Annotated in this window: 26 protein-coding genes; 9 read left to right on the top strand and 17 right to left on the bottom strand. The window is 68.6% G+C overall.

What is annotated here, in order from left to right:
* Positions 1-678: cyclase family protein (locus tag VE326_08245; GenBank protein HYJ33195.1), on the top strand; the 678-nt coding region annotated here is incomplete at its 5' end.
* Positions 679-909: 231 nt separating this feature from the next.
* On the opposite strand, the gene VE326_08240 is transcribed toward VE326_08245, so the two are convergent.
* From VE326_08240 to VE326_08205, 8 genes are read right to left on the bottom strand one after another with little or no spacing between them, the layout of a single operon-like run.
* Positions 910-1,740, bottom strand: a complete 831-nt coding sequence (locus VE326_08240; protein ID HYJ33194.1) for a type III pantothenate kinase — start codon at positions 1,738-1,740, stop codon at positions 910-912.
* A 10-nt stretch (positions 1,741-1,750) separates the two neighbouring features.
* Positions 1,751-2,617, bottom strand: a complete 867-nt coding sequence (gene tatC, locus VE326_08235) for a twin-arginine translocase subunit TatC (GenBank protein ID HYJ33193.1) — start codon at positions 2,615-2,617, stop codon at positions 1,751-1,753.
* Entirely contained in the window at positions 2,614-3,063 is a 450-nt protein-coding gene (gene nrdR / locus VE326_08230; GenBank protein HYJ33192.1) for a transcriptional regulator NrdR, read from the bottom strand. The genes tatC and nrdR overlap by 4 nt, the downstream gene beginning before the upstream one ends.
* Positions 3,060-3,833 carry a biotin--[acetyl-CoA-carboxylase] ligase gene (locus VE326_08225; GenBank protein ID HYJ33191.1) on the bottom strand — a complete coding sequence of 258 codons (774 nt, stop codon included), beginning with the start codon at positions 3,831-3,833 and terminating at the stop codon, positions 3,060-3,062. The genes nrdR and VE326_08225 overlap by 4 nt, the downstream gene beginning before the upstream one ends.
* A 46-nt stretch (positions 3,834-3,879) precedes the next feature.
* Entirely contained in the window at positions 3,880-4,791 is a 912-nt protein-coding gene (gene nadC / locus VE326_08220; protein ID HYJ33190.1) for a carboxylating nicotinate-nucleotide diphosphorylase, read from the bottom strand.
* Positions 4,700-6,805, bottom strand: coding sequence for an excinuclease ABC subunit UvrB (uvrB, locus tag VE326_08215; protein ID HYJ33189.1), 2,106 nt, complete (start codon positions 6,803-6,805; stop codon positions 4,700-4,702). The genes nadC and uvrB overlap by 92 nt, the downstream gene beginning before the upstream one ends.
* A gap of 5 nt (positions 6,806-6,810) precedes the next feature.
* Complete coding sequence (locus VE326_08210) at positions 6,811-8,286, bottom strand: DUF4139 domain-containing protein (GenBank protein ID HYJ33188.1); 1,476 nt, start codon at positions 8,284-8,286, stop codon at positions 6,811-6,813.
* Entirely contained in the window at positions 8,283-10,928 is a 2,646-nt protein-coding gene (locus VE326_08205) for a valine--tRNA ligase (protein HYJ33187.1), read from the bottom strand. Before VE326_08205 ends, VE326_08210 begins: the two co-directional genes overlap by 4 nt.
* A 242-nt stretch (positions 10,929-11,170) precedes the next feature.
* On the opposite strand from VE326_08205, the gene VE326_08200 reads away from it, so the two are divergent.
* Together VE326_08200 and VE326_08195 are read left to right on the top strand one after the other, a co-directional pair.
* Complete coding sequence (locus VE326_08200; GenBank protein HYJ33186.1) at positions 11,171-12,547, top strand: hypothetical protein; 1,377 nt, start codon at positions 11,171-11,173, stop codon at positions 12,545-12,547.
* Between the two features lie 12 nt (positions 12,548-12,559).
* Complete coding sequence (locus VE326_08195) at positions 12,560-13,108, top strand: hypothetical protein (GenBank protein ID HYJ33185.1); 549 nt, start codon at positions 12,560-12,562, stop codon at positions 13,106-13,108.
* A 35-nt stretch (positions 13,109-13,143) separates the two neighbouring features.
* Here the strand turns inward: VE326_08195 and VE326_08190 are convergent, their stop codons facing one another.
* Entirely contained in the window at positions 13,144-13,866 is a 723-nt protein-coding gene (locus tag VE326_08190; protein HYJ33184.1) for a DUF4386 domain-containing protein, read from the bottom strand.
* Positions 13,867-13,946: 80 nt separating this feature from the next.
* On the opposite strand from VE326_08190, the gene VE326_08185 reads away from it, so the two are divergent.
* From VE326_08185 to VE326_08170, 4 genes are read left to right on the top strand one after another with little or no spacing between them, the layout of a single operon-like run.
* The gene (locus VE326_08185) at positions 13,947-14,549 is read left to right on the top strand and encodes an HDIG domain-containing protein (GenBank protein ID HYJ33183.1); all 603 of its coding nucleotides are present in this window, start codon (positions 13,947-13,949) and stop codon (positions 14,547-14,549) included.
* Positions 14,550-14,571: 22 nt separating this feature from the next.
* Positions 14,572-15,105 carry a GTP cyclohydrolase I gene (locus tag VE326_08180; GenBank protein ID HYJ33182.1) on the top strand — a complete coding sequence of 178 codons (534 nt, stop codon included), beginning with the start codon at positions 14,572-14,574 and terminating at the stop codon, positions 15,103-15,105.
* Positions 15,106-15,127: 22 nt separating this feature from the next.
* Positions 15,128-15,889 carry a glycosyltransferase gene (locus VE326_08175; GenBank protein ID HYJ33181.1) on the top strand — a complete coding sequence of 254 codons (762 nt, stop codon included), beginning with the start codon at positions 15,128-15,130 and terminating at the stop codon, positions 15,887-15,889.
* The gene (locus VE326_08170) at positions 15,865-16,836 is read left to right on the top strand and encodes an FAD-dependent oxidoreductase (protein ID HYJ33180.1); all 972 of its coding nucleotides are present in this window, start codon (positions 15,865-15,867) and stop codon (positions 16,834-16,836) included. The genes VE326_08175 and VE326_08170 overlap by 25 nt, the downstream gene beginning before the upstream one ends.
* Before the next feature lie 6 nt (positions 16,837-16,842).
* Here VE326_08170 and VE326_08165 read toward each other — a convergent pair whose 3' ends face one another.
* The 6 genes from VE326_08165 to efp all read right to left on the bottom strand — a co-directional run bounded on the left by VE326_08165 (position 16,843) and on the right by efp (position 21,803).
* Positions 16,843-17,757: a hypothetical protein gene (locus tag VE326_08165; protein HYJ33179.1), complete on the bottom strand. Its 915-nt coding sequence runs from the start codon at positions 17,755-17,757 to the stop codon at positions 16,843-16,845.
* A 60-nt stretch (positions 17,758-17,817) separates the two neighbouring features.
* On the bottom strand, positions 17,818-18,717 hold the full coding sequence (locus VE326_08160; GenBank protein ID HYJ33178.1) for a hypothetical protein: 900 nt from the start codon (positions 18,715-18,717) through the stop codon (positions 17,818-17,820).
* 14 nt (positions 18,718-18,731) lie between these two features.
* Positions 18,732-19,676 (bottom strand): hypothetical protein, encoded by a 945-nt coding sequence (locus VE326_08155; GenBank protein ID HYJ33177.1) that lies wholly within the window; start codon positions 19,674-19,676, stop codon positions 18,732-18,734.
* Positions 19,677-19,722: 46 nt separating this feature from the next.
* Positions 19,723-20,628, bottom strand: coding sequence for a hypothetical protein (locus VE326_08150; GenBank protein ID HYJ33176.1), 906 nt, complete (start codon positions 20,626-20,628; stop codon positions 19,723-19,725).
* A 31-nt stretch (positions 20,629-20,659) separates the two neighbouring features.
* Positions 20,660-20,839, bottom strand: coding sequence for a hypothetical protein (locus tag VE326_08145; GenBank protein HYJ33175.1), 180 nt, complete (start codon positions 20,837-20,839; stop codon positions 20,660-20,662).
* A gap of 406 nt (positions 20,840-21,245) precedes the next feature.
* Positions 21,246-21,803: an elongation factor P gene (gene efp / locus VE326_08140; GenBank protein HYJ33174.1), complete on the bottom strand. Its 558-nt coding sequence runs from the start codon at positions 21,801-21,803 to the stop codon at positions 21,246-21,248.
* A gap of 448 nt (positions 21,804-22,251) precedes the next feature.
* Here efp and VE326_08135 point away from each other — a divergent pair, with 448 nt between their 5' ends.
* Complete coding sequence (locus VE326_08135) at positions 22,252-22,737, top strand: carboxypeptidase-like regulatory domain-containing protein (protein HYJ33173.1); 486 nt, start codon at positions 22,252-22,254, stop codon at positions 22,735-22,737.
* A gap of 149 nt (positions 22,738-22,886) precedes the next feature.
* On the top strand, positions 22,887-25,577 hold the full coding sequence (locus tag VE326_08130) for an Ig-like domain-containing protein (protein HYJ33172.1): 2,691 nt from the start codon (positions 22,887-22,889) through the stop codon (positions 25,575-25,577).
* A gap of 85 nt (positions 25,578-25,662) precedes the next feature.
* On the opposite strand, the gene VE326_08125 is transcribed toward VE326_08130, so the two are convergent.
* Positions 25,663-26,142 carry a DUF2231 domain-containing protein gene (locus VE326_08125; protein ID HYJ33171.1) on the bottom strand — a complete coding sequence of 160 codons (480 nt, stop codon included), beginning with the start codon at positions 26,140-26,142 and terminating at the stop codon, positions 25,663-25,665.
* 79 nt (positions 26,143-26,221) lie between these two features.
* A partial coding sequence (locus tag VE326_08120) for a heterodisulfide reductase-related iron-sulfur binding cluster (protein ID HYJ33170.1) occupies positions 26,222-26,924 on the bottom strand: 703 nt, incomplete at its 5' end.

Raw genomic sequence — 26,924 nt, 5'->3', positions numbered from 1 at the left:
GTCGATCTCAGCCATGACGTCGAGCACGGCATGATCACGTACAAGGGCCTCCCCGCGCCGATCGTCTGCGATTTCCTGAGCCGCGAGGCCTCGCGCGCGATCTATGCGCCCGGGACCGAGTTTCACATCGGGAAGATCGAGATGGTGGCGAACACCGGAACCTATGTGGACACTCCGTTTCATCGGTTCGAGGATGGCAAGGATCTGAGCGAGCTCCCGCTGGAGTCGCTGGCGGATCTGGATGGGGTCGTGGTGCGGTGCGTTGGGGCGGGCGGCGATCTGACGGAATCTCCTCGAGGACGCGGGCGCCGAATCGAAGCCGGTTCATTCCGCGGGCTCGACGTGCGCGGGAAGGCAGTTCTCGTGCACACCGACTGGTGCTCGCGCTGGCGGACGGACGCGTACTTCGAGGGACATCCGTTCCTGACGGCGGACGCGGCGGCGCTGCTCGTGGAACGTGGGGCCGTACTCATCGGGATCGATTCCTACAACATTGATGACACCGACGACGGCAGCCGCCCCGTGCACACCACGCTGCTCGGCGCGGAGATCCCCATCGTGGAGCACATGCGCGGGTTGGATCAGCTGCCGAATTCCGGGTTCCGCTTCTCCGCCGTGCCGGTCAAGGTGAGGCGCTTCGGGACGTTTCCCGTGAGGGCCTTCGCGGCGATTCCGTAACGACGGTTTCCCGCTCGAGCTCGATTCTGGTTCGACGACATCAGGCAACTTGCGCCGGCGCAAGTTAACTTTTATGTTAACCGTCGCGTGCGCTTGGAGCGATTCGGACCGACATACTCTGGAGTATGTTGCGTGTGTCAGTCTGTCTCATGAAGTTAGGGACGGGGTCGGGATTGCTTCCAAAAGAGCCCGCTTCGCTCCCGAGGGCGCGTCACGCTCAACCTGACGCCGCTATCTGCCGCCAGCCTTCTTCCCGCTGCGCTCGTAAATCATCCGCAACCCGTGCAGCGTCAGGTGCGCGTCCACCTTCTGGATCGTCTTCGAGTGCGGCGCGATCGCTTTCGAGAATCCACCGGTGGCGATCACGATGGGGCGCATCCGCGCCTCGGCGGCGATCCGGCGGACGATGGAGTCCACCTGGCCGACCGCGCCGTACAGCAGTCCTGACTGAAGACTCTCCTCCGTGCTCTTCCCCACCACGCGGGGCGGTGCTTTCACCTCGAAGGCGCCGAGACGCGCCGCGCGGCGCACCAGGTTCTCCGCCCCGGTCAGGACGCCAGGCGCGATCACCCCGCCCAGGTAGCGCCCATCACGCGAGATCACGTCGAACGTCGTCGCCGTGCCGAAATCCACCACGACGCAGGGCGTTCCATGGCGCTCGATGGCGGCCACCGCGTTGGCGATCCGGTCGGCCCCCACGGCGCCCGGGTCGCGGTAGTCGATCGGCAGCCACGACGCGCTCGCGGCGGTGATCTCGAGCGGCGCCCTCCCCATCAGCTGACGCGCCGCGTCGGCGAAGATCGCGGTCTGCGGCGGCACGACGGAGGCGAGCACGCAGGCGTGCTCCAACGCCACGGCCCGCCGCGTCCCGCGCGGCTTCCGCGCGCCCTCCGCCGCCCCGTTGGTCCCGCCCACCTCCGGCGCGATCTGCCGCAACAACAGCGCGGCCTCGTCGGCGGTGCGGCGCGTCTCGCTGCTCACGCGATAGGAGCGCGCGAGCTTCCGCCCCTCGAACAGGCCCAGCGTCACTTCGGTGTTGCCGATGTCGATGGCGAGGAGCATCGATTCCTCCCTACGCGAACAGACCCTGGCGCTCGGGCCGCCCGCGGGCGCGCCAGATGAGCCAGGCCACGAGCACGCTCAGGAAATAGAGCACGACGAGCGGCGCGGTCAGGATGAGCATCGACGGGCCGTCTCCGGGCGTGATCACGGCGGCGCCCAGCGCGATGAAGAAGACGGCGTGGCGCCATGCGCGCCAGAGCATGCGGGGCGAGACGATGCCGAACCAGGCGAGGAGGCAGAGCACGAGCGGCATCTGGAACAGGAGCCCGCAGCCCGCGGCGAGCTTCACGGCGAAGCCCAGGAGGGACCCCACCGACACGCGCGCCTCGATGTTCGGGGTCGCGAAGGATTGCAGCATCCCGACCATCGCCGGCAGGAGCAGCTCGAGCGCGAAGGCGATTCCCGCATAGAGCAGGATTCCCGAGGCGACCATCCAGGGAATCGCGAACTTCCGCTCGTCCCGCTTCAATCCCGGCGCGACGAAGCGCCACACCTCCAGGAGCAGATAGGGCACCGCGACCAGCCCGCCCGTCCAGAGCGCCACCGTCATGCGCGCCGAAAACGCCTCCCCCGGGGTCAGCGCCAGCGCTTTCTGCCCGGGGCCGAGGAGCCGGATGATCAGCGCGTCGAGGAGCCGGTCAGAGAAGGCCCAGGCGCCGCCGATCAGGATGATGGCGGCGACCGCGATGCGGAAGAGCGCTTTCCGGAGCTCGTCGAGGTGCTCGAGGAGCGGCATGACGCGCTCTCCGGTCGCCGCACCCGCCGCCTCGGCGACCGTCACCGGCTCCGGAGCAGGGTCCGGCGCCGGCGCCGGCCCGGCGCCGGGCGGCGCCGCCGTCGCATCGGGAGTGGAACCCGGCGTCGTGGGATCGATCATTTCAGGAACGACCGCAGCTCTTCGAGGAACTGGTTCAGATCCTTGAAGTGCCGGTAGACGGAGGCGAACCGGACGTACGCCACTTCATCCAGCGACCGCAGCGCCTCCATGACGCGCGCGCCGATCTCGTGCGAGGGCACCTCGTCCACGCCCTGGCGCAGCAGGTCCGCTTCCAGGGAATCGACCAGCTCGTTCAGCCGCTCCGCGGCGATCGGGCGCTTCTCGCACGCGCGCAACAGCCCGTTCAGGATCTTTTCGCGGCTGAACGGCTCCCGCCGGCCGTCCTTCTTGATCACGAAGAGCGGGGTCGTCTCGATCGTCTCGTAGGTCGTGAAGCGGCGCCGGCACTGGAGGCACTCGCGACGGCGGCGGATCGCCTGCCCCTCCTTCGCGGCACGCGAGTCGATGACCTTGTCTTCCTGGTGCCCGCACGACGGACACTTCACGCGGAGTCTCCGATGCCGAAGGGGATCTCGCCCGCGACCACGGGGAATCGCGCGCCGGTCGCGTCCTGGATCAGCAGCGCCCCCGTGGCGAGAATGGCCTCCACGGTTCCCTCGACCCGTCCCTCCGGGGTCTGCACGGCAATGCGCGAGCCGGGCTGCGGCAGCCAAGGCAGGATCGCCTCGCGGAGCGCTTCCGGTCCGTCGAGGGCGGCGATGCCGCGGTAGCGCTCGAAACGCTCGAGCACGGCCGTGAGCAGGTCCTCTCGGTCCAGGTCGCGCCCGCCCCCGGCGATCCGCAGCGACGTCGCGCGGCTTCGAAGCTCTTCGGGGAAGTCGCCCGACTGCTGATTCACGTTGATCCCGGTGCCGACGACGAGGACGTGACCCGCGGCGCCCGGACGCGACTCCGCGAGGATGCCGCAGAGCTTCCTTCCTCCGTGCAGCACGTCGTTGGGCCACTTCACGGCGAACGGCTCCCCCGTGGTCGCCGAGCCGACCTCGGCCGTCGCGCACGCCATCGCCATCCCCAGGAGCGGAAATCGCGGGAGCGGAATGCCGGGGCGCAGCAGGACCGAAAAGAGGAGCGAGCGGCCCGGCGCATCCCACCAGCTCCGGCCCTGCCGGCCGCGTCCGGCGGTCTGCTCTTCGGTGGCGATCACGAGCCCCTCGGGCGCGCCCTCGGCCGCGCGGCGGAGGATCTCGTCGTTGGTGGAGGCGACGCTGCGACGGAATTCGATCGGAACGCCGAGATAGGCGGCGGGGCCGGTCACGACGGAGCCCCCCGGCGGACCCGCTTCCCCTCGCTTCGCTCGGGGTTCATAGGTTCTCGTCCAGGAGCAGCGAGAGATCGAGCGCCGGCGCCGAGTGGGTCAGCGCCCCGATCGAGATGTACGAGACGCCCGGGATGGCGTACTCGCGCACGTTGGCGAGGCGCACGCCCCCGGAGACTTCGATCTCGGGCGGTCCTCCCGCGGCACCGCCGGCCTCGGGGGCGCCGCTCTTCCCTTTCGCGCGCACGGTCTTCTTTCCCAGTCCGAGCCGCTTCACCACGTCCGCGATCTTCGGGGGGGTGAAGTTGTCCAGGAGGAGACGGTCCACGCCCATGCCGGCCACGTCGAGCGCATCCTCCACCGATCGCACCTCGACCACGACCGGGAGCCCCTTGGGCTGGGCCGATTCCTTGGCGCGCGTCACGGCGGCCGCGACACTGCCGGCGGCCTTGATGTGATTCTCCTTTACGAGCACGCCGTCGAAGAGCCCGAAGCGGTGGTTCATGGCCCCTCCGGCGAGCACGGCGTACTTCTCGAGCACGCGCAGGCCGGGCGTAGTCTTCCGGGTGTCCAGGATGTGCACGCCCGTGCCTTCCACGGCTTTCACGAAGGCCCCCGCCAGGGTGGCGATCCCCGACAGGTGCTGCAGGAAGTTCAGCGCCACGCGCTCGGCGGTGAGAATGGCTCGCGCCGACCCCTCCAGGGTGGCGAGCGGCGTTCCCCTGGGGATCGTCCCGCCGTCGGGACAGGACCACGCGATCTGCATCCCGGGATCCAGCTCGCGGAACGCGAGCGCCGCGACGCCGCTCCCGGCGAGGATCCCCTCGTGGCGCGCCTCGATGTGGGCCCGCGCCCGGGCCGATGCGTCAACGACGGCGTCGGTGGTCGCGTCCCCGCCCCCGACGTCCTCCGTCAGAGCCAGGCGCACCATCGGCAGTGCGATCGCTTCGAGCCGCACGCGTTCCTTCCTTTCCCCCTCCGAGCCGCAGCTCGTCCAGCCGGTCGCGGAAGACCGCGGCCAGCTCGAATTCCTCGCGCGATGCCGCCTCGAGCATCTCGCGCTCGAGCACCTCCATGAGCCCCTCGCGGTCCAGGTCCAGGGCGCGCGCGGGGAGCAGCTCCTCCACGCTTGGCGCCCCCGCCGCGTCGGCGACGGACGTGGTCCGCATCACTTCCTCCACCGACTTCACGATCGTCATCGGCGTGATACCGTTCTCGGCGTTGTACTGGACCTGCGCCTCGCGCCGGCGGTTCATCTCCTCGAGCGCGCGGCGCATGGCGCCGGTCACGTGGTCGGCGTAGAGCAGCACCTGCCCCCGGATGTGGCGCGCCGCGCGCCCCGCGGTCTGGATCAGCGACGTCTCCGAGCGGAGGAACCCCTCCTTGTCGGCGTCCAGGATGGCGACCAGCGAGACCTCGGGAAGGTCCAGCCCCTCGCGCAGGAGGTTGATCCCCACGAGCACGTCCACCTTCTGGAGCCGGAGCGCCCGGAGCACCTCCATCCGTCCGATCGCGTCGATGTCGGAGTGGATGTAGCGCACCCGCACGCCGGCCTGGAACAGATATTCGGTCAGGTCCTCGGCCATCCGCTTGGTCAGGGTGGTGACGAGCACCCGCTCCCCGACCTCCACGCGCTTCTTGATCTCCTCGAGCAGGTCGTCGATCTGGCCGCGCGTCGGACGCACCTCCACCTGGGGGTCGATCAGCCCCGTGGGCCGGATGATCTGCTCCACGATCACGCCGCCCGACTTCTGCAGCTCGTAGGCGGAAGGCGTCGCGGAGACGAAAATCACCTGGTCGATCAGGGCCTCGAACTCGTCGTAGCGGAGCGGCCGGTTGTCGAGCGCCGACGGGAGGCGGAATCCGTAGTCCACCAGCGTCTGCTTGCGTGAGCGGTCCCCCTCGTACATGCCGCCGATCTGCGGCACCGTCACGTGCGACTCGTCGATGATGAGCAGGAAGTCGTCCGGGAAATAGTCGATCAGGCACTGGGGTCGCTCGCCGGGCGCGCGCCCGGACAGCGGCCGCGAGTAGTTCTCCACGCCCGCGCAGGTGCCGATCTCGCGCAGCATCTCCATGTCGTACTCGGTCCGCATCTTGAGCCGCTGCGCCTCGAGCAGCTTCCCCTCGCTCTGGAAGACCGCGAGCCGCTCGGCCAGCTCCTCGCGGATCGCCGCGAGCCCCCGCTCCAGTTTCTCCGGCTGGGTCACGAAGTGCTTCGCGGGATAGATCGCCGTGCTCGTGAGGAGCCGCCGCGTCTTCCCCGTGAGCGGGTCGATCTCGGTGATCCGGTCCACCTGGTCGCCGAACAGCTCGATCCGCAGCCCGACCTCCTCGTAGGCGGGGTGGATCTCGATCACGTCCCCCCGCGCGCGAAACGTCCCGCGCGCCAGCTCCAGGTCGCCGCGCTTGTACTGGCTGTGCACTAGGTGCTCGAGGATCCGCTCGCGCGTGACCGTCTCGCCGAGCTGGATGAAGAGCCGCTCCCGCTGGAAATCCTCGGGAGAGCCCAAACCGTAGATGCACGAGACGCTCGCGACGATGACCACGTCCCGCCGCTCCAATAAGGCGCTCGTGGCGTGCAGGCGCAGGCGGTCGATGTCGTCGTTGATCGAGGCGTCCTTCTCGATGTAGGTGTTCGTCTGCGGGACGTAGGCCTCGGGCTGGTAGTAGTCGTAATAGGACACGAAATAGCCGACCGCGTTCTCGGGGAAGAACGACTTGAACTCGCCGTAGAGCTGCGCGGCGAGCGTCTTGTTGTGGGAGATGACCAGCGTCGGGCGGTTCGCCGCGGCGATGACGTTCGCCATGGTGAAGGTCTTCCCCGATCCGGTGACGCCGAGCAGCGTCTGGAAGCGGTCGCCGCGGCGGACCCCCTCGGTCAGCTCGCGGATGGCGCGCGGCTGGTCGCCGCGCGGGTCGTAGGGCGCGTGAAGCTTGAACGACGAGGCGGGCGCGTCCCGGTCCACCACCCCGGTCACCGAGGCCCCGGAACCCGCGTCCGCAGGGTGTACGTCACGACCGTCGGCCGCTCGGGGGCGCACCGCGCGCTGAACTCGAAGCTGTTCGCGTCCTTCTTGGTCGCGGGCAGGCTGGACTGGACGATCTCCCAGTCGCCGTACGCGTGCTCCACCACCGTGACGTCGATCGGCTTGGCGCGATGGTTCCGCAGCGTGATCTCCACGGTGGTTTCGCTCTCCGCGCGGGAAATCTGCTTGAAATCGGTCTGCTTCCGCTCCACGGCCACGTCGAAGACGCCGCCCACCGCCACGCGCGCCGTCTCGTTCTTGGCGGTGTGCTGGATCCGGTCCTCGCCGGTGAACTCGAGGGCGCCGTCCGCGTCGCGCTGATAGACGCGCACGAGGCCTGCGGGGAGCGGGATTCCGATCCCCGACGCCGCCTCGTTCTGGAACTCGAGCGTGGTCATGACCTGATCGGTGTTCTTCTCGGCGTCGTAGACGTACTTGCGGGTGGTCTTCACGCCGCGGGCGCGCATCAGCCCGAGCTGCTTCACCTCGTTGTTCGCGATCGTCGCGCGGTCCGGCAGCTCGTACAGGTGATATTCGTCGAAGCCGCGCTCGGACAGCTTCTGCGCCGCCATCCCGGCGTCCGCGCGCATCATCGTCTCGTACGGCATCGGCGGACGGGGGCCGGACGCCCGGTGGACCGCGCCGGCGACCAGCTTCACGTGCGCGTTCTCGTAGGACTCCCCGGAGCTGTTCTCGACCGTGGCCCACCCCTGGAGGTCCATGCTGCCGCCCCCCTCGTCCTGCACGGCGACGTACTCGGCATGCCACGTCAGCCCGCCCGTCAGGTAGGAGACCTCGACCGGAACGGAGCGCCCGTCCGCCGAATTCACGCGCCAGACCAGCGACGGCCCGGCCGCCACGTCGCCGCCCGAGGACGCCAGGGCGATCTCCTGCGTCTCGGTCCGGGTCAGGACCGAGAGCCCGCCCCCCGACGCCTGGAGAACCAGGGACGTGGGGTCGAACGAGACCAGCGTTCCCCGTCGCACGTCGTTCCCCTTCAGACGCACCTCGACGCCCCGGTTCAGGTAGCGCTGGAGGAGCCGGTCGGTCGAGGCGAAATCGTTCCGGTATTCCTGCGAGGCCACTTCGATCGAGCCGTTCCCCAGCGCTCGGATGTGCACCGACGTGGGGTCGAGCTGAGCCGCCACGCCCGTGAACGAGAACTCCGATCGCCCGCGGTCGACGTTTACGGTCCTGCGGTCCTTCACCAAGCCCAGATTGTCATTGTAGACCGTCACGGACAGATCGCGGCCGGCCGGGCCGGCATCTCCCGCGCCGTCGAACGCGGCGGTCCCGCCCGGGTCCCGCTTCCGCTGCAGATCCTGCGAATCGCCCGTGCCCGCGGCCGCGCACAACCCCAGGGCCACCGTCGCCAGCGCGATGGCCCATACGCCCCTGCCTCCCGCTCCATTCCATGGCTTCACTGCAGCACCTCCAGATTCCGTTCCAGCTTTTCCTTCGTCGTGCCCAAGGTTTCGAATTTCTCCCGCTCGCGGTCCACCACGTCCTTCTTGGCCTTGCCCAGGAAGTCCTCGTTCTGGAGCTTCCGCCGGGAGACGTCGAATTCGCGGAGCACACGCTCATATTCCTTACGCAGACGGGCCCGCTCCACTTCCACGTCGATGAGACCTTCCAGGGGCAGGAAGATCTCGTGGTTCCGGACGACGGCCGAGGCCGCCACCTTGGGCTTGGCCGCGTCGGGGCCCACCTCGAGCGATTCCCCGCGGCCCAGGAGCAGGATCAGATCGCGCTGCTTCTCGAGCACCGCGGCATCCGGACCGGAGGCGCGGATCCGGATGGGAGCTTTGCGCGCGGGAGCGATGTTCATCTCGGAGCGAAGGTTGCGCACCGCGCCCACCATTTCCTTGAGGAGCGCGATCCGCGCCTCCGCCTCGGGATGGGAGGCGCCCCGGGCAGGCACGGGCCAGGGAGCGACGATCACGTCCCCCTCGGTCCCGGGGAGCGAGTGCCACAGCTCTTCGGTCAAGAACGGCATGAAGGGATGGAGCATCCGGATCACGTTGCTGAACACCGAGTCGATCACCCAGCGCACGGTCAGGGCGTCGGGCGTGTGCGGCCCGGCGTACAGCCGCGGCTTGGCCATCTCCAGATACCAGTCGCAGAACTCCCGCCAGGTGAAGTCGTAGATGTCCTTGGCGGCGTCTCCGATCCGGTAGGCGCGCAGGTTCCGCGTCACCGATCGAACGGTCGAGGCCATGGCGCTCAGGATCCACTGGTCCTCGTCGCGCAGCTCGGGCCGCTGGACCGGATCGTCGGGCTGGAAGTCGATCAGGTACGGGTGCACCAGTCGGAAGGCGTTCCACAGCTTGTTCGCGAAGTGGCGCCCGAGGTCCACCTTCTCGTCGGAGAAGCCCTGGATGTCGGCTCCCTGCGGCGACAGGAGCACCAGCGTGTAGCGGAGCGAGTCGGAGCCGAAGCGGTCCATCAGCTCGATCGGGTCGGACGAGTTGCCGAGCGACTTGGAGAGCTTCCGCCCCAGGGCGTCGCGCACGATCCCGTGCAGGTACACCTGCGGGAACGGGCAGCTCCCCATGAACTCGTACCCCGCCATGACCATCCGCGCGACCCAGAAGAAGATGATGTCGGGGCCGGTCACCATCACGCTCGAGGGATAGAAGCGCTCGAGGTCGGCCGTCTTATCGGGCCATCCGAGGGTGGAGAAGGGCCAGAGCCAGGAGGAGAACCAGGTGTCGAGCACGTCCTCGTCCTGCTTCAGCTCCCCGCTCCCGCACTTCGGGCATTTCGCCGGCGTCTCCACCTCCACGATCTGTTCCTCGCAGCCGGCGCAGGTCCAGACGGGGATGCGGTGCCCCCACCAGAGCTGGCGCGAGATGCACCAGTCGCGGATCCCCTCCAGCCAGCGCAGGTACACCTTCTCCCAGCGCCGGGGCAGGATCGTCAGCTCGCCGCGCGCGATGGCCGCGTACGCAGGCTCGGCGAGCGGCTTCATCTTCACGAACCACTGGAGCGAGAGGTAGGGCTCCACCACGGTGCCGCAGCGGTCGCACTGGCCCACCGCGTGGCGGTGCGGCTCCACGCGCACGAGCAGCCCGCGGTCGGTCAGCGCCTCCACGATCCGCTTCCGCGCCTCTTCGCGCGTGAGCCCCTGGAAGTCGCCGGCGTTCTCGTTCATCACCGCGCTCTCGTCCATGACCTTGATGGCGGGGAGGTTGTGGCGCTGCCCCATCTCGAAGTCGGAGAGGTCGTGCGCGGGCGTCACCTTGACGGCGCCGGTCCCGAACTTGGGATCCACCGCGTCGTCCTGGATGATCGGGATCTCGCGCCGCAGGAAGGGCAGCAGCGCGGCCTTTCCCTTGAGCGGCGCGAACCGCTTGTCCTTGGGGTGCACGGCCACGGCCACGTCGCCCAGCATCGTCTCGGGGCGCGTCGTCGCCACGGTCACGTGCTTCTGGGTGCCCTTGATCGGGTACTGGATGTAGTAGAGCTTGGCGTCGCGCTCCTCCTTGTTCACTTCCTCGTCGGAGAGCGCGGTGTGGCAGCGCGGACACCAGTTGATGATGCGGTTCCCGCGGTAGACCAGCCCCTTCCGGTACAGGCGGACGAACACCTCGCGCACGGCGCGCGAGAGCCCCTCGTCCATCGTGAAGCGCTCGCGCGACCAGTCCACGGAGTCGCCCAGGCGCTTCATCTGTTCCGTGATCCGCCGGTGGTATTCCTCCTTCCAGCGCCACGTTTCGGCGATGAACGCCTCGCGGCCCAGGTCGAAGCGGGTCTGCCCCCGCTCGGCCAGCCGCTTCTCCACCACGTTCTGGGTCGCGATGCCGGCGTGGTCGGTGCCCGGAAGCCAGAGCGTCGGCTCGCCCATCATCCGGTGCCATCGGGTCAGGAGGTCCTGGATGGTATGGTCGAACGTGTGCCCGAAGTGGAGGCTCCCCGTGACGTTGGGCGGCGGGATCAGGATGACGAAGGGAGGCCCGTCCGAATCGTTGGGGCGGAAGTAGCCCCGCTCGGACCAGTGGGCGTACCAGCGCTTCTCGGTCTCGACGGGGTCGTAGTTCTTCGGGAGCTCGGTCGGGCTCGTCATCGGCGCTGTGATCGCCTCCAGGTGGGAAGCGCTCGCCACGGGGCGGCGCGCGTCGCGCTAACTGACGCGATTTCAAGAGAATGAACTACATTATCATACGGGATTTCGATGGTCAATTCGGCCCGCCGGGACGGCGGGCCGGGGGAGCCGGCGCTCAAGCCAGGGCGCATACCTGTCGATAGACCCCTGAATGGCTCCGGAGCCTTCCGAGGGCGCCGGATACCTCGGGAGGACCCCATACCATGACACGCCGGATTCCGATCGTGCTTTGCCTGCTCGCCATCGCCGCCTGGACGGCGCCCGCGGGCGCGCAGATGCTGGACGCTCGCCGCCTCGGCATGGGGGGCGTGGCGACCAGCGACAACAACGCCTCGCGAACCGCGAACGTGGCCTTCCGCGCCGTTCCGACCGGCCAGGGATCGCGCTCCATTCCCCTTCCCATCGGTCTGATCCAGTACGCGAGCCACCACCCGACCTTCGATTCCAGCGATCCCGACTTCAACATCTTCGAGATCCTGAACCTGGCCGCCAATCCGCCGCTCACCCTGTCGCTCTCGAAGCCCAAGGAGGTCTCGGGCGACATCTCGGTCTTCGTGGCGCGCGACTCCCTGATGGTCGACCTGTCGGACGTGCGCCGGGCGATCCCCAAGGACCCCTGGAAGCAGGGCGGCGTCTACCATCTGATGGCCGTGGGCTTCGGCGTGAAGAACTTCTTCGTGCAGGTCGTCCCCACGATCCACGTCCGGAACGAGTTCGACCTCGATCCCAAGCTCCGGGCGGCGCTTCGCGATGCCCAGCCCTTCACCGGGAACACGCGCTACGGGACGACCGACGACGGGGTGGCGCAGGCGGCGGTCGCCTGGCAGGCCGGCATGACCGTGCGTCCCGTCTATCGCCTCCCCACCGACGCGAACGAGGGCGACCAGGACGATCCGTCGGCGGACGATCCGCGCCGGAACGGCGCCACCGCGCTCTACCTGGGCGCGGCGCCCAAGGTGTACTGGGGGCTGGCCTACGGCTCGATCCGTGCCTCGGGCGGCGCCACCACCGCCGACACGCTGTTCGGCAGCTCCGATCCCGTCTCGATCGACATGACCGCGGTGACGCGGGACGCCGCGATCGGCGGCGACGGCGGCTCGGGGCATGGCTTCGGCGCGGACGTGGGCGGCGTCTTCTTCTACAACAACTTCGAGCTGGGCGTCGGCGTGAACGACATGGGGAGCACGATCGACTGGAAGACGACCGTGAAGCAACACGTCTATGACGACGCGACGAACCAGTTCACGACCACAACGATCGGGCGGGACGTCGAGACCAAGAGCCGCATCCCCGCCGCCGTCACGGTGAACGTGGCGAAGCGGATGGGCTCGACCAATTTCGCCGCCGACGTCGTGGACACCGAGCTCAAGACGATGGTTCACCTGGGCGTGGAGCGCTGGGTCGGGATGGTCGCGCTGCGTGGAGGCGCCTATCGGGACGCGAACGGCCGCTGGCAGGGCACGGCCGGAACGGGGCTCAAGCTGGGCGGCATCGGGCTGGACCTGGCCGTCGCCACCCACAGCCGGAACGTCGAAGAGGAGCGCGCGGCCGAGCTCTGCGCCTCCCTCACGCTGTACTAGGAGGAGATCCCGATGCGCCGCTGGCTCTTGCTGCTCGTGATGGTGCCGCTCCTCGCCGCCGGATGCGGCGACCGGAGCCTGATCCTGACCGTGGACATCCTGTCGTTCCTGGACCCGGCCGACGTGTCGCAGTCCTACGGCCCGATCCCGGGAGGTCTTCCGTTGACGACCGTGGACGTGGACAGCCGCGAGGTGTCCCTGCTCCCCGGCGTCCAGGACGTGACCGAGGTCTCGAGCGCCAAGCTCGACATCGGCGCCTCGTTCGACAACACGACCGGGTCCGCCGACGCGCGGCTCCTCGTCTACATCACGTCCGCCGACTCGGCCGACGTCTTCTCCTCCGCGCCGATCGCCGACGTGCCGGTGACGCTCACCCCCGCCAACGTGACGAATGTGAGCACCGAGATCACGTCGGACGCGCTCGCGGCGGCCCTCGTCCAGGACAAGGTCAAGATCGGACTGCGGATCGCGTTCGACACCAGCGCGAGCGCCACGCCGGTCACGGGCACGGAGACGATCACGCTGCTCCGCGCGACGGTCATCACGAAGAAGAAGCTCTAAGCGTAGGCGTCACCCACCCATTCGCCGCGCGCACCTCAAGAAAGCCGTACGCCCGCCGCGCTGGCCTGCTCCCGCCATCTTGGCTCGTTCACGCCGACCACGAGGAGCCACAGGATGTGCGCTCCCGCGGCCAGAAGCCCCAACGGCATGATGATCGGGAACGCCCGATTCCCGAGCGCTGGCGAGAGAAACGTCAGCCAGGCTACCCCCGCGACGATCGACAGCATTCCCAGTACCCGAGGGAGGAACGTGGACCGGATGATGAGGTACCCCTTCACCAGGGCGGCGAAGCCGAAAAAAGCCAGAGCCGTTCCCGCGGCCAGATCGTTCGCCTGCAGCGAGAGCTGAGCCAGCGCCTGGAGCTGTTCCCGCGGGAACGCGCCGGAAGCGGAGCCCGGCGTCAGGACGAGCATCGGCGCGAGGTAGAAGATTCGTCCCAGCGTCTTGATCGTGCAGCCGACCAGGCCCAGCGCGGCCGTGAGCAGCGAGAGGCTCCGACTCACCGGCTCGAGCAGGTTGTAGAACAGCGCGGTCATCGCGATCTGACAGGCCATCTCGATGAGGTAGACAGTGAATCCCCACTCGAACGCCTGCCGGTGCGCCGCCAGGTTGGCGGCCGTCGTGGACGCGTCGGGCGTGACGAGCCGGGCGCTGATGAGGAATTGGGCGATGAATCCGGTCAACAGCGTGAGCAGGTAGAGAGCGCCCGCGGCTCGGGCAAGACGCCGCGGCGACGCGTCGACGATTCGCTCCATCATGGGATCGACCCTCCGGACCTACGGCCGTCCAAATGGCACCGGGCGAACGCTGCAGCAATGAGTGTAGTAGAATCCCGCCCGTGGAAACGGCACCCCGAACACCGACGTCCGGCCGGCCCTCCTCGCAGGTTCCCGCGCGCAGCGAGGTGCTGAGCCTGCTCCACGAGCACACCGAGACGCCCGGGCTCCGGAAGCACGCCCTGGCGGTCGAGGCGGCGATGCGCGCCTACGCGCGAAAGCTCGGGGGCGACGAGGAGCTGTGGGGCGCGACCGGACTGATCCACGACTTCGACTACGAGAAGCACCCCACCCCCGCCGAACACCCGTTCGTGGGCGTCCGGATCCTCGAGGAGCGGGGGTGGCCGCGCGAGATGATCGAGGCGATCCTGGGGCACGCCTCCTACAGCGGGACGCCGCGCACGACGCCGATGGCCAAGACCCTCTTCGCCGTCGACGAGCTGTGCGGCCTGATCACCGCGACCGCGCTGGTCCAGCCGAACAAGACCCTCGCCGAGGTGTCGGTCGATTCCGTGCTGAAGAAGATGAAGTCGAAGGGTTTCGCGCGCGGGGTGAACCGCGAGGAGGTCGAACAGGGCGCCGCCGAGCTGGGCGTCCCCTTCCCCGAGCATGTCGCGACGGTGCTCGCGGCGCTCCAGGGGGCATCCGGGAGCCTGGGGCTGTGACGCCCGTTCCAAGGAGCCGCCGGTGACCAAGCCCAAGCCGCACGCTCCCGACGTGGCCGCGCTCGAGCAATATCTCGCCTCCATCGGCGTGGATGCCGACAAGGATCCCGAGTATGGCCTGACCGCGGCGCTCCTTTCCGAGCTGCTCGTCGAGCGCACGGCCGGCCTGCGCGCGCCCGAGCCCTCGATCGCTCCGCTCCCCTATCACGGCCGAGCCGACGAGATCGTCGGCATGGACGCCATCCATTTCTACGGACTCTGCCCGCACCACCTGGTCCCCTACGTGGGGAAAGCGTTCGTCCGCATCGTGCCCGCCGAGCGGGTGGCGGGCGCCGGCGCCCTGGCGCGCGCCGTGCGCGAGCTGGCGCTCACGCCTCGACTTCAAGAAACGCTCACGCAGGCCCTGGCCGACACGATCGAGCGCGACCTGGGTCCGCGCGGCGTCTGGGTGCGCATCGTCGCGCGCCACTTCTGCATGGAGCTCAAGGGGTCGGGTCCCACGGCCCGGCTGATCACCGAAGCGCGCCGCGGCGCGCCGCTTCCCGGCCGCGGCTGAGGCGCCGCGCGGGACCGCCACCGTGCCCTCCGTCTCGATCGTCATTCTCACCCGGAACCGACCCGAGCACCTTCCGCACGCGATCCGTTCCGCGGGAGCGCAGACGCACGCCGAGCTGGAGCTGGTGCTGGTGCGCGACGGCGGCTCTCCGCTCGATCCCGAGTCGCGCGCGGCGATCGAGGATCTCGAGTTCCCGGCGCTGCTCGTCGAGCGGGACGGCCCCCCCGAGGGGGTGGCGCGCTCGCGCAACGAGGGGATCGGGAGCGCCCGCGGCGACGCGGTCGCCATCCTGGACGACGACGATCTCTGGGATCCGCCGCACGTGGCCCACCTGGCCGCGCTGCTCGACCGCGATCCCCAGGTGGACGTGGCCTACTCCGACGCGCGCATCCGCCTCGAGGACGGAGGCGGCGAGCGGGTGATCGCGCGCGAGTTCGACCTCGCCGTCTTCTCCCAGGACGACTACGTCCCGCCCAGCACGATGCTCATCCGGCGCTCGGCCTTCGAGCGCTTCGGGGTGTTCGACCCCGACTTCACCTGCTCCGAGGACTGGGACTGGCTCCTGCGCGTCGTGAAGCGGGGCGGCACGGTCGCGCGATCGCCCGGCGTCACGGCGACGGTGCTGATCCACGCCGCGGCGCACAGCGCCCTCCAGCTGGCCCGCCTCGAAGAGCGGAAGCGATGCCTGGAACTTCTGAGCCGGCGGCACGGCCTCCCGCCGCTCACGCCGAAGACCTACTGGGAAGTGGCCGAGACGGTATGCCCCGGCAGCGGAAGGCCCTGACCGACGTCCTGATCGTGGGCGCGGGGCCCGCCGGGCTCTCGGCCGCGCTCTGGCTCCGCGATTTCGGACTCTCCTGCCTGCTGCTCGAGCGGGAGCGGCAGCCGGGCGGCCAGCTCCACCAGATCCACGCCCCCATTCCCAACTACCTCATCGCCTACGGCTGGGACGGCGCCCGCTTCGCCGGCGTGGCGCTGGACGACGCGCGCGTGGCGTCGCTGGAGATCCTGGTGGGCGAGCCGGTGCGGCGCATCGTGGTGGAGCGCGCGGCGCGGCGCGGCGGAGCGCCCGTGCTGCGGGTGGACCGCGGCCGCGAGCGCCTGCGGGCACGCGCCCTGATCCTCGCGACCGGACTGCGGCGCCGCGTCCTCGGCGTGCCGGGCGAGGAGGAGCTCGCGGGGCGCGGCGTGAGTCACTCCGCAAACCGCGACCGCATGCGCTGGGCCGAGCGGCCCGTCGCGGTGGTCGGCGGCGGCACGGCGGCGGTCGAGGACGCGATCCTCTGCGCGGAGGTCGGATGTGACGTCCTGCTGCTTCACCACTCGGCGCGCTTTCGGGCGCGCAACGACTTCCTGGAGCGCGCGCGGGCGCACCCGAAGATCCGCATCGTCACGAACGCCCAGGTGCGCGCGATCGTCGGGAAGGAGCGCGTCCAGGCGGTGCGGTTCCGAGAGCGAGGCGCGCGGCGCGACGAAGAGGCGCGCGTGGACGCGGTCTACGTGCGGATCGGCTGGGAGCCCGAGACCGACGTGGCCCGCGGAATCGTCAGGCTGGACGGCGCCGGCTTTGTGCGCGTCAAGCCGGGCGGACAGACGAGCGCCACCGGCATCTACGCCGCCGGAGACGTCTGCTCCCCCCGGAGCCCGTCCATCGCGGGCGCGGTCGGACAGGGCGCCGCCGTCGCGTGGGAAATCGCCCGAGCCATGGGAAGGCTCCCCGCCGGTCGATAGGCGCCATCAATAGATCGCGGTGTGACGATTGGCCTCCGCAACGAACGATACGAGCGTCCCCGCCGCGCCCGCGGCGATCCCCGCCTTGCCGCCGAGCCTGATTCCGAACATCACGCCGGTCTCGCGGAATCCGGGGATGACGTGCGAGGCGGAAGGGGTGAACGGACCGAACGCGTAATATTCCCGGACGTCGCTGCGGTCGACCGAGTAGACCTGAGCGACGAAGCCGAACCATCGATCCGCCGTGAAGGCCACCTGCCCGACCAGGCCGATCCCCTTCCCTGTCGCCGGCCCCGGTTCCTCGTGGAGAAGGATCAATCCCGGCGAAAGATCGAGGCTGGTCTGGGCGTTGAACCACCGTCGATAGCGGGCCCGGACTCCGAAGTCCCCCGCGCCGTCGCCGATGCCAAAGAACAGCGTGGCGCCCACGGCGTCGCGGTCGCTCACGTTCATGGCCTGCCCCAGGTCGAACGAAAAGTTGAATGCGCGCTCATCGGTACGCGCCCGATCCATCCTGGCGAGGCCGCTCGCCTCGGTGATCGTGAAGAACTTGGTGACGGAACGCGGCCCGTAGCGCACGGGGCGCGGCTCGCCCGGGATCCGCTCCGCCTCGACTCCGGGAATGATCGAGCCGACCACCCGGCCACGATCGAGAGCGTCCGCGGTTCGATTTCGCCCGGTGTCATCCACGACCCGGCGAATGTGGCTCACCGAGCGGTACTCGTAGCGGCCGTCCGCGTGCGTGATCCGGACCGAGCCGATGCCCGCGGGCTGCACACCGAGCGCGCGAAGGGTGTCGCCCGACTCGGTGACCACGGTGACGAGACGAGGAGGATGGGTGCCGCTGGGAGCGGCGTTCGCGAAGGAAGCGAAAAGCAGTGGAACGACCCCGAGGAAGAAGACCCGGTGGATGCGACGCATCGAAAGCACCTCTGCCCCGGCCGGAGCGGGATGCACGGAGTGTACACCCGACCGCGACTCCTACCAGGTCCCTCCGCCGAAGGCCGCCGCGAGCGCGGCGAGGGCGATTCCGGCCAGGAACATCGATCCGGCCCCGATGTAGGAGCCGCCCCGAAGACCCACGCGCAGGGTCGTGTTCGAGGTGTGCTGGGTGGCACCGGACACCGTGCTCGAGCCGTTCCAATACCCGTAGGCCGAGGTGAAGCGCTCGTGTTCTCCCTCGACCACGACGCTCATCAGATCGCCCATGTTGAGCGCCGCCTGCCCGATGTAGCCGGGCGGGTCGTACGTGTCGTTGCCCGACAGGACGACACCGGGCGAGAGCTCCAGCGAAAGCCGATCGTTCAGCCAACGCCGGTACCGAAGTCGAACTCCGCCCCGGTTGTGGTTGGTTCCGCTCTCCCAGAAGGCGCTCGTGCCCACCGCCGAACTTCGTCCCACGTTCCCCATCCAGCCGACATCGACCGAACCGAAGAGATTCTGGTCCGGTGCGGCTCCGGTGAGCGGAACAAACACGCCGGCCTCGGTGAGAAGGAAGGACGCACAATGGGTGCGGTCTCCGCCGCGAAAGGCGAGCGCGCTGTACTTGGAAGATGTCGAGCCGCCCGCGGGACCCGGCACCGATTTGCGGTCCCGGAGCACACGTCTCTGGAAATCCGTGCCGTCCCGATCGTAGATGTGGGCGATCCGGTTGGCGGGCAGATAGCGGATCGCGCCGTCCGGGGTCCGGTAACGGACGAAGTCGTTCGCCGCCATCTCGACCGCGCGCGCCTCGAGAGAATCCCCGCGCTCGAGCCCGATCCAGAGGACCGAATCGGCGGGAGCAGCGGGAGAAGATCCGGCACGGCACGGCAGGGCGCCCAGGGCCAGAAGGCCCAGGGTCAGCAGCGTCACCGAGATCGTGGTCTTACGGTCCGCCAAGCCGATACGAGGCATCATGGAATTCCGTGTGACGGGTTGGCCTCGATGGAGCTCTCGAAGTACGCGGCGAGCACCGGCAGCGCCCCGACGGCAGCTCCCGGCCATCCGCACAGGCGCACCCCGGCGAGGATGCCCGTGTCCCGGATCCCGAACCCTGGGTAGCCGTACCGGTTCCGTTGCTCGGTGAACCCCTCTACGCTGAATGTGAGATAGCGGGACGGGCTGACGCTTGCCTGGAGGCAGAGTGCCGGAAGGCGACGCTCGCCGGAATCGGTTCGGTGTTCGAGCAGCGTCATGCCCGGCGCCAGCTCGACGCTCGCGGTGCGGGTAAGCCAGCGGCGCAGCCGGAGGCGCACGCCCAAGTGCGCTTCCGAACTACCGACTCCAACGAACGCGCTATACCCCACCGAAGTGCGATCGTAAACGTTCTCCATGACTCCGCAGTCGAAGGCGAATTCGCCGCCGCGGTCGTCCGAGCGCAGGTCGCGCGTATCGATCCGGCCCAGATAGGAGGTCTCGGTGACCAGAAATCGCTTCGTCACCGCACGGGGCCCGACCTTGGGTGGACGCTGCGGCTTCTCGATCACGGCGCGCGGGAACGGCACGCCCAGCGTACGCCGGTCCCCGACCACGCGCTGCGTTCGATCGACTCCGTGAGAATCGAGCACGGCACGGATCCGAACCGGAGACAGGTAGCGCGGCAGGCTGTCGCCGGGCGCGGTGACGGCCACCATGTTGAACGGCGCGGGCTGAACGCATCGCGCGGGTAGAATCGTGCCGTCGGTCAGGATGACCTGAATCGATCCCTCGCCCGCTGCTTCTCCAACGATGGGGAGCTCGACGGCTGGAACGGCTCGGGGAACAGCGATAGGTGTGAGAAGAAACAACCAGAGAAGGTTCCTGAAGGCGAACATGACACTGCCCTTCTCTCTTCCGGTCTTCTGGGCGTTCTTGCCCAAGGGGGAACGTCCTAACCTTACGCCGACGCGACCCTCGAATCCATCCTCAACCTGCCCCGCCGGTGGCCACGACCACGATGACGAGCCCCACCAGGGCCAGCGAGCCGACGAAGCCGAGCCCGGATCCGATTTTGGCCCCAGCCCGCCACGTGACGTCGTTGTGCGTGATGCGCGTGGTGAACGGGGGGTCTTCCGACGCGAATTCCCAGCTGCGCGCGAACTCGGTGTCGATCATCACGGCGAAAAGGTCGCCCGAGTTGAGCGTGACTCCCAGGACCGCGCCGGGCGGGTCGTAGTTCGTGCCCCCGTCCTCGCCACCCAGGATCACGCCCGGAGAGACGTCCACGGAGAGGCTGGGAGAGAGCCATCGGCGGTACCGCCCCCGGATTCCCAGGCGCGTGGTCTGGTCCGAGGGCATGGCGTACCCGCTGAATCCCACGGCATGGCGGGTCCCGACGTTCTTCATCCAGCCCACATCGAACGTGAGGGCGGTTCGGCTCGGAAACCGAAAATAGGGGTATCGGTCAAGGCGGTACATCAGCGCCAGCTCGGTGATCAGAAACGAACGGGTTCCCGGGTACGGATGTCCACGCCAGGTCAGGGCCGGGATTCGGCGCCGGCGAGCGGTTGTACCGGCGGGTTCGCGACGGTCCAGGACCGTCGCCGTGAAATCGCGACCGTCGATGTCGACCAAGCGCCGGACGCGCGCCGCGGGAACGTAGCGTATGGAGGAATCCATCAGTACGATCGCAACCATGTCCATCGACGCGCTCCGCACGGACCGCGCGGCCAGGACGCTGCCGTCCTCGAGGAAGACTCGGATCTGTGCCGCGGAGGAATCCGAAGGAGCCGGTGCCTGCGCGCTGGAGGGAGCCTCCGCGGCCAGCGAAGGCGCGACGAACGCGACGGCCGGCCAGCACGCGAGAAGTCCCACGATCAAGGTACGTCTCATTCGCTCCCTCCGATAGGCCAGCCTGACGCGGCTAGTCTTTCAGCTGCGAGAATGCAAGAAACGTCATTCCGGTCAGGATCAGCACGACCACTGTGGCCGCTCTTCCCGGCACCGTGCCCAGCTTCAACCCCGCATGCGTCACGACGTCATCGTAGTCCTCGTCGACCCCCGTCGCCGGGAGTCCGCCCGTGTGCGGAACGTTCCCCCGCAAGTGCACCGCATGGCTCTGAGCCTGGACGGATACGACCAGAATGTCACCCGCCGATAGCGACACCTGGACGAAGGGGGAGGGTTGGCGGAAATCGATTCCCCCGGACTCGGCTCAACGTCCCGACTCCGTCGCCTGGGGTCCTCTTGGCTCCGATCACGCGCACCGCATAGCCGAGCTCGGCGACGGCGAACGAGCGCGTGACCGAACGCGGCCCGGGCTTGAACCGGAAGGAATCAGGCTCGGCCGACACCTCGGGAGGGCCGGCGACGGCGCTCAACAGGACGGCGAAGGCGGAAGCGAAGTACCGCGAAGAGGAGATTCGAATCGGGGTCATGAAACGTCCCCCCACGTTCAGTTGCCCGGGCGCTTCAACGCGGGGGGAGACGCCCACCGATGTTACCGCAACTCAGACCCGCTCGACGAAGCTCCCGTCGCGCGTGTCGATGCGGACCCGGTCGCCGACGCCCATGTGCTGCGGCACCTTGGTGACGAGGCCGGTGTTCATCTTGGCGGGCTTGGGCGAGGAGGAAACCGTGGCGCCCTTCATCACGGGATCGGTCTCGACGATCTCCAGCTCCACGAACATCGGGAGGTCCACCGCGACCGGCTTCCCCTCGTAGTAGGACATCTCGACCATCATCCCCTCGACCAGGTACTGGAGCGATTCGCCGAGATAGTCGGCGGGGACGTTGGTCATCTCGTAGTTCTCGGTGTTCATGAACGTGAAGTCGTCGCCGGAGCGGTAGAGGTACTGCAGGGGATGGTGATCCAGGTCGGCGCGCACGACCTTGTCTTCCGATCGGAACCGATGCTCCACGTTGGAGCCGGTCACGAGATTCTGCATCTTGGTCTGCACCATGCCGCGCCAGTTCCCCGGCGTGACGTGCAGGACGTTGGTGACGCGGCACGGCTTCCCGTCGTGCAGGATGACCATGCCCACCTTGATCTGGGTGGCTGGAATCACGGAAACCTCTCCTGATGTTGGACTTTCGCTGGCAGTCCTCGAGTTTACCAGAGCCTCCCACGGCTTTCAAGAAGGGCCCGGGCGGCCGCACGTAACGGAATTACAAAGCCCGAACCCCCACGAGTAACTCTTGCTCCCCGGCAGACCGCCCAAGGCGGAAGGTATGAAGGCGCGCAGCGAATTACACCCCTGGCATGGCGGATGCTGTTCCTCCCGCTCGGATTTTGGGAGCACCCGAGTGCGCAGGTCATCGCGCATCGATCTCGTCGAGGGCCCGCTAGAACGCCACGTTGCGGCCTGATTTCGACCCACCGGCAGTGGAAACAAGATGTTTCTGCAGCAAAGCCCGCTCTCGACCCATCCCGACGCCGCCCTCGACGAGATCAGGGTGCCCCAAATCCAAGATGACCGGACGGAGAAGGCGGCACGCAGCTGGGGGAGACCGAACATGGACCGACTTCCGAAGTTTCAGACTGTGGCGGGCGCCCTGGTGGCGGCGCTGATCGCCGTGGGAGGCCTGAACGCCACCCGGGCCTGCGCGGCGCCGAACAAGCCCGACCCCGCCGCTCGTGCCGAGTCCGACTCGAGCGCCGCTTCCCATGCTCCGACCAGCGTCGTGATCCGCGGCTTCGTCCATGACGCGAATGGAGGTCCCGTGCGCGGGGCGACCATCCGTCTCACGTCGGAAACCGACACGGTGCAGGTCCAGTCGGACGGAACGGGGCGTTTCCACGCGCGCATCACGGCGACGGCCGGGGTGCGGGTGCTGGTGCAGGCCTATGGATACCGCGACCTCGTGCGCTCCTACCGCGCCTCGAGCGCCGTGATCCAGGCCGCGCTCGCGCTGCCACCTCCCTATCCGCTCGGCTGGGTGACCGTGACGATGGCGGACGACCCGACGCGCTTGGAATGTCCCCGGGCGTGCTCCGTCTGACGGAGTACGTACTCCCCCCGGGGCGTTCCTTGCCCTGAACGCGGCACGAAGGATTGCTTGCTTCGCCCCTCCATCCATCCTAGGTTGACCCTACCGGCCTGAATTACCCTACCGCCCGGCTCATGCCGGACCGCGGAGTGGAGGTAATCGTGCGCCGGCCCCGCATTCCCGCCGTACTTCTGTACTCGACCCTCCTTCTGCCCATCGTCGCGGCCCGAGCCTTCGCGGACCAGCCGCCGGTCGTCACGGCGCCGGCGACGGCGGGCGCACCCGAGAACAGTCTCGTGAACTTCGTGGTGACGGCATCGGATCCGGATGGGGATGCCATCGCAGACCTCCTGGCGAGCGGCCCCGCGATCACGGCGGGCGGCACGTTCACGAGGACCGCCTCCTTCACCGCGGGTACGTTCAGCTGGATACCGAACTTCACCCAGAGCGGCGTTTACGGCGTCACTTTCACCGCGACGAATGCACTGAGCGGTTCGGCCGGCACGCAGATCACGATCACCAATGTCGATCGGCCGCCGATCGTCATGGCTCCGGCCACCGCGAGCGTTCAGGAGAACGCGCTCCTCACCATCGTCGTCACTGCCGGGGACCCCGACGGCGATCCGATCACGTCGTTGACGGCCGTGGGGACCGCGATCACGGCCGGGGGCACGTTCAGCTCGAACGCTGCGCACACTTCCGGCACGTTCAACTGGACGACGAGCTTCTCGAACGCCGGAACGTACAGCGTGACGTTCACGGCCTCGAACGCGCTCTCCGGCTCGGCCACCACGAACATCACCGTGGGAGGACCCGACCGGGCTCCCGTCGTGCTGGCGCCCGCGTCCGTCACGGGGAATGAGGGTCAGTTGATCCAGTTCACCGTCAGCGCCACCGATCCGGATGGGGATGCGATCCTATCGTTCACGGCATCGGGAACGGCGTTCACGGCGGGAGGGGCGACGTTCGTCCACAATGCGGCTCTGAGCGCGGGCACGTTCAGCTGGACCCCCTCCGTCGGGCAGGCTTCCGTGTACGGCGCCACGTTCATCGCCTCGAACGCCCTCACCGGATCGGCGACGACGAGCGTCAGCGTCACGTCGGGAGTCGATCAGCCGCCGATGGTCGTGGCGCCGGCGACCGAGGCCGTGCCTTCGAACGTGCTCCTCACGTTCAGCGTCAGCGCCAGCGATCCCGATGGCGACGCGATCGCCTCGCTGACCGCGGCACCGCTCCCGAGCGGCGCCACGTTCACGGCCAATGCCGCGAACACCTCGGGCACCTTCAGCTGGACCCCGACCAATGCGCAGCTCGGCACGTACAACGTCACCTTCACGGCCTCGAACGCCCTGTCCGGCTCGGCTACGACGTCGATCACCGCAGGAGTCGGCGACCGACCTCCGATCATGTCCGCACCGGCTACGGCGACCTTCGGTGAGAACGTGCCCGGAGCGTTCACCGTGAGCGCTTCCGACCCGGACGGCGAGCCCATCAACTCGCTGACCGCATCGGGGACGGCGATCACGGCGGGCGCGTCCTTCGCAGCGAACGCGGCGCACACCAGCGGCACGCTCAGCTGGACCCCAAGCTTCGGCCAATTGGGCAGCTATTCGGCCATCTTCACGGCGGCGAACGCGCTCACGGGCTCGGCCACGACGGCGATTACGGTAGCCCAGGTCTTCGCGCCGCCGGTGGTCACGGCGCCGGCCACCGTGAGCGGGTCCGAGGGGACCCCGATCACCTTCACGGTGACGGCCATTGATCCCGATGACGCGATCACCTCATTCACGGCGTCACCGCTTCCCCCCGGTGCGACCTTCTCCACGAACGCGACGCACACGTCGGGAACGTTCGCGTGGACGCCCACGTTCAGCCAGGCGGGAACGTATAACGTGACGTTCCTCGCCTCGAACTCCCTCTCCGGTTCCGCCACCACGGCGATCACCGTCCAGGACGCCTGCCAGCCTCCGGTGGCCGACGCCGGCGGACCCTACACCGGCGCGGTGAACGCGCCCATCTCCCTGGACGGAAGCGGCACGACCGGTTCGGCGTCCAGCTATCAGTGGGACTTCGGTGACGGAACGACCGGGACGGGGATCACCGTGACGCACATCTACGTGGCCATGGGCACCTACACGGTCACGCTCACCGTCACGGGCTCGTGCGGAACGAGCAGCGACGTGACGACGGTCACGCTCGGGCCGTTCTGCGCGTTCGCCTTCACGTCGGGGGGGAACAAGAACCTCCGGCTCGATTCGGGCAAGCCGAACTGGTGCGCGCAGGTCCAACCGGTGCCGGGCTGCTACGCGAATTCGGATGTCGTGCTCTCGTCGATCGTGCTGCGCTACAACGGCGGCGAGATCCACGCCAACACCGGCAAATCCGCTGTCAGCGGCGACGTGAACAAGGACGGCATCGAGGAGATCACGGCCTGCTTCACGAAAACCGACCTGCGGCAGCTCTTCGCCGGGCTGCCGGCGGGAGAGAACCAGATCACGGTGTCCATCGGCATGGATCTCGTGTCCGGGGGCCAGGTCTCGGCGGGCCTCACGATCCGTGTCTTCTCGAGCGGTGCGGTTCTCGCTGCGCGGGTGACGCCGAACCCGTTCAATCCGTCTGCGATCCTCACCTTCCACACGACCCGGGACGGCTTCGCGCGCGTGGCGCTCTACGACGCCTCGGGCCGCCGTGTACGCACCCTGCTGGACGAGCCGATGGTGACCGCGGGGATTCATGAAGTGCGGCTGGACGGCCGTGGCAGCTCGGGAACCGCACTCCCCTCGGGGATCTATCTCTACCGCGTGGAGACGGCGGAAGGAACGGCTTCGGGGAGGGTCGTGCTGTTGAAGTGATCGGGGACGAACTCAGGGCAGACCGCCTGATTCCCAAGCGGCTCTGATACAAGCGCGGCCACGCGTTGTCGGCGTGGCCGCTTTCTTACTCGGTCTTGTGCTCCTCCGCCTCGCTCGGCGTCGGGAGCGCTTGCACGGCGCTGTTCTTGACGTGCCCCGCCCCGTAGATGAAGACGAGCCTTCCCCCGTAGTGCGCCGTCCAGAGGATCAGTCCCGCCGCCGCGACGGCCAGGGGCGCCGCGACCCAGACGCCGCGGCGACCGGCGATCGTCGCCCACGCGAGCAGCGTCGAAAGCGCCAGCGCGCCGATCGACCAGATGGCCAGGGATTCGTGCTGATCGATCTCTTTGTCGGGCACCCCCGCGTGCTCCGCCCGGTCGGACGCCGATTCCCCGCTGAAATAGGCAGCTCCGGCTCCCGCGAGGGCGATCGTGAGCAGGATGGGGCCGAACCACCGGAGCCAGTCGCGGCGGAGGATGGCGTAGGCGAGGAGGACCAGCGAGCCGATCGTGCCGAGCGCGATCGGATAGTGGACCACGGCCGGGTGCAGCTCCAGTCCGAACACGGAAGCTCCTTTCGCTCAGGGGCGTCGAAATCGGGCTATGGCTCGGGTGAAGCGAATGACAGGGCTCGAGTGAAGCGAACTACACGCCGTAGGCGCGGCGCAGGATCGCCATCGTATGGGTCACGGGGCGCTTCAGTCCATTCGCGATCTGGATGTTGCAGGTGCCGCACGAGGTGAGAAGCACCTCGGCGCCGGCGCGGTCCATCTGGCGCATGAGCGGATCGCCGATCGCTTTCGCGCGATCGTAGTTCTCGGCGCGCATGCCGTAGGTTCCCGCGATGCCGCAGCAGGAGTCCTCGATCGGCCGCACGGTGAGGCCGGGGATGAGCTGGAGGAGGCGCACGGGCTCTTCGGTCATCCCCTGCGCCACGGAATGGCAGGCGTTGTGGTAGACGACCGTGAGCGGCACCTCCTGGAACGACGTGTTCAGCTCGCCGCGGTCGTGCAGGGCGCAGAGATACTGGTGCACGTCGATCGTGTGGTCGGCCAGCCGCCGCGCCTCTTCGGTGCCCAGGATGCGCGGGTAGTCCTCGATCAGCGCGAGCCCGCACGAGGGGGCGCTGGCGACGACGGTGAACCCGCGGTCCACCAAGGGCAGCAGCGTCCGCACGTTCCGCTCGGCGTCGGCCTTGATCTTGGCCTCGGCGCCCATCGTGATGAGCGCGATGCCGCAGCAGCGCTGATCGGGCACCACGACCTCGACGCCGTTCGCCTCGAGCACCTTCACCGTGGCGGCGGCTTCTCCCTCGGGGTCATGGAAGCGGGCGAAGCAGCCGGCGAAG

Source organism: Candidatus Binatia bacterium (genome assembly GCA_035631035.1).
Taxonomy (GTDB): domain Bacteria; phylum Eisenbacteria; class RBG-16-71-46; order SZUA-252; family SZUA-252; genus DASQJL01.
This window is presented reverse-complemented; position numbering and strand designations above follow the sequence as displayed.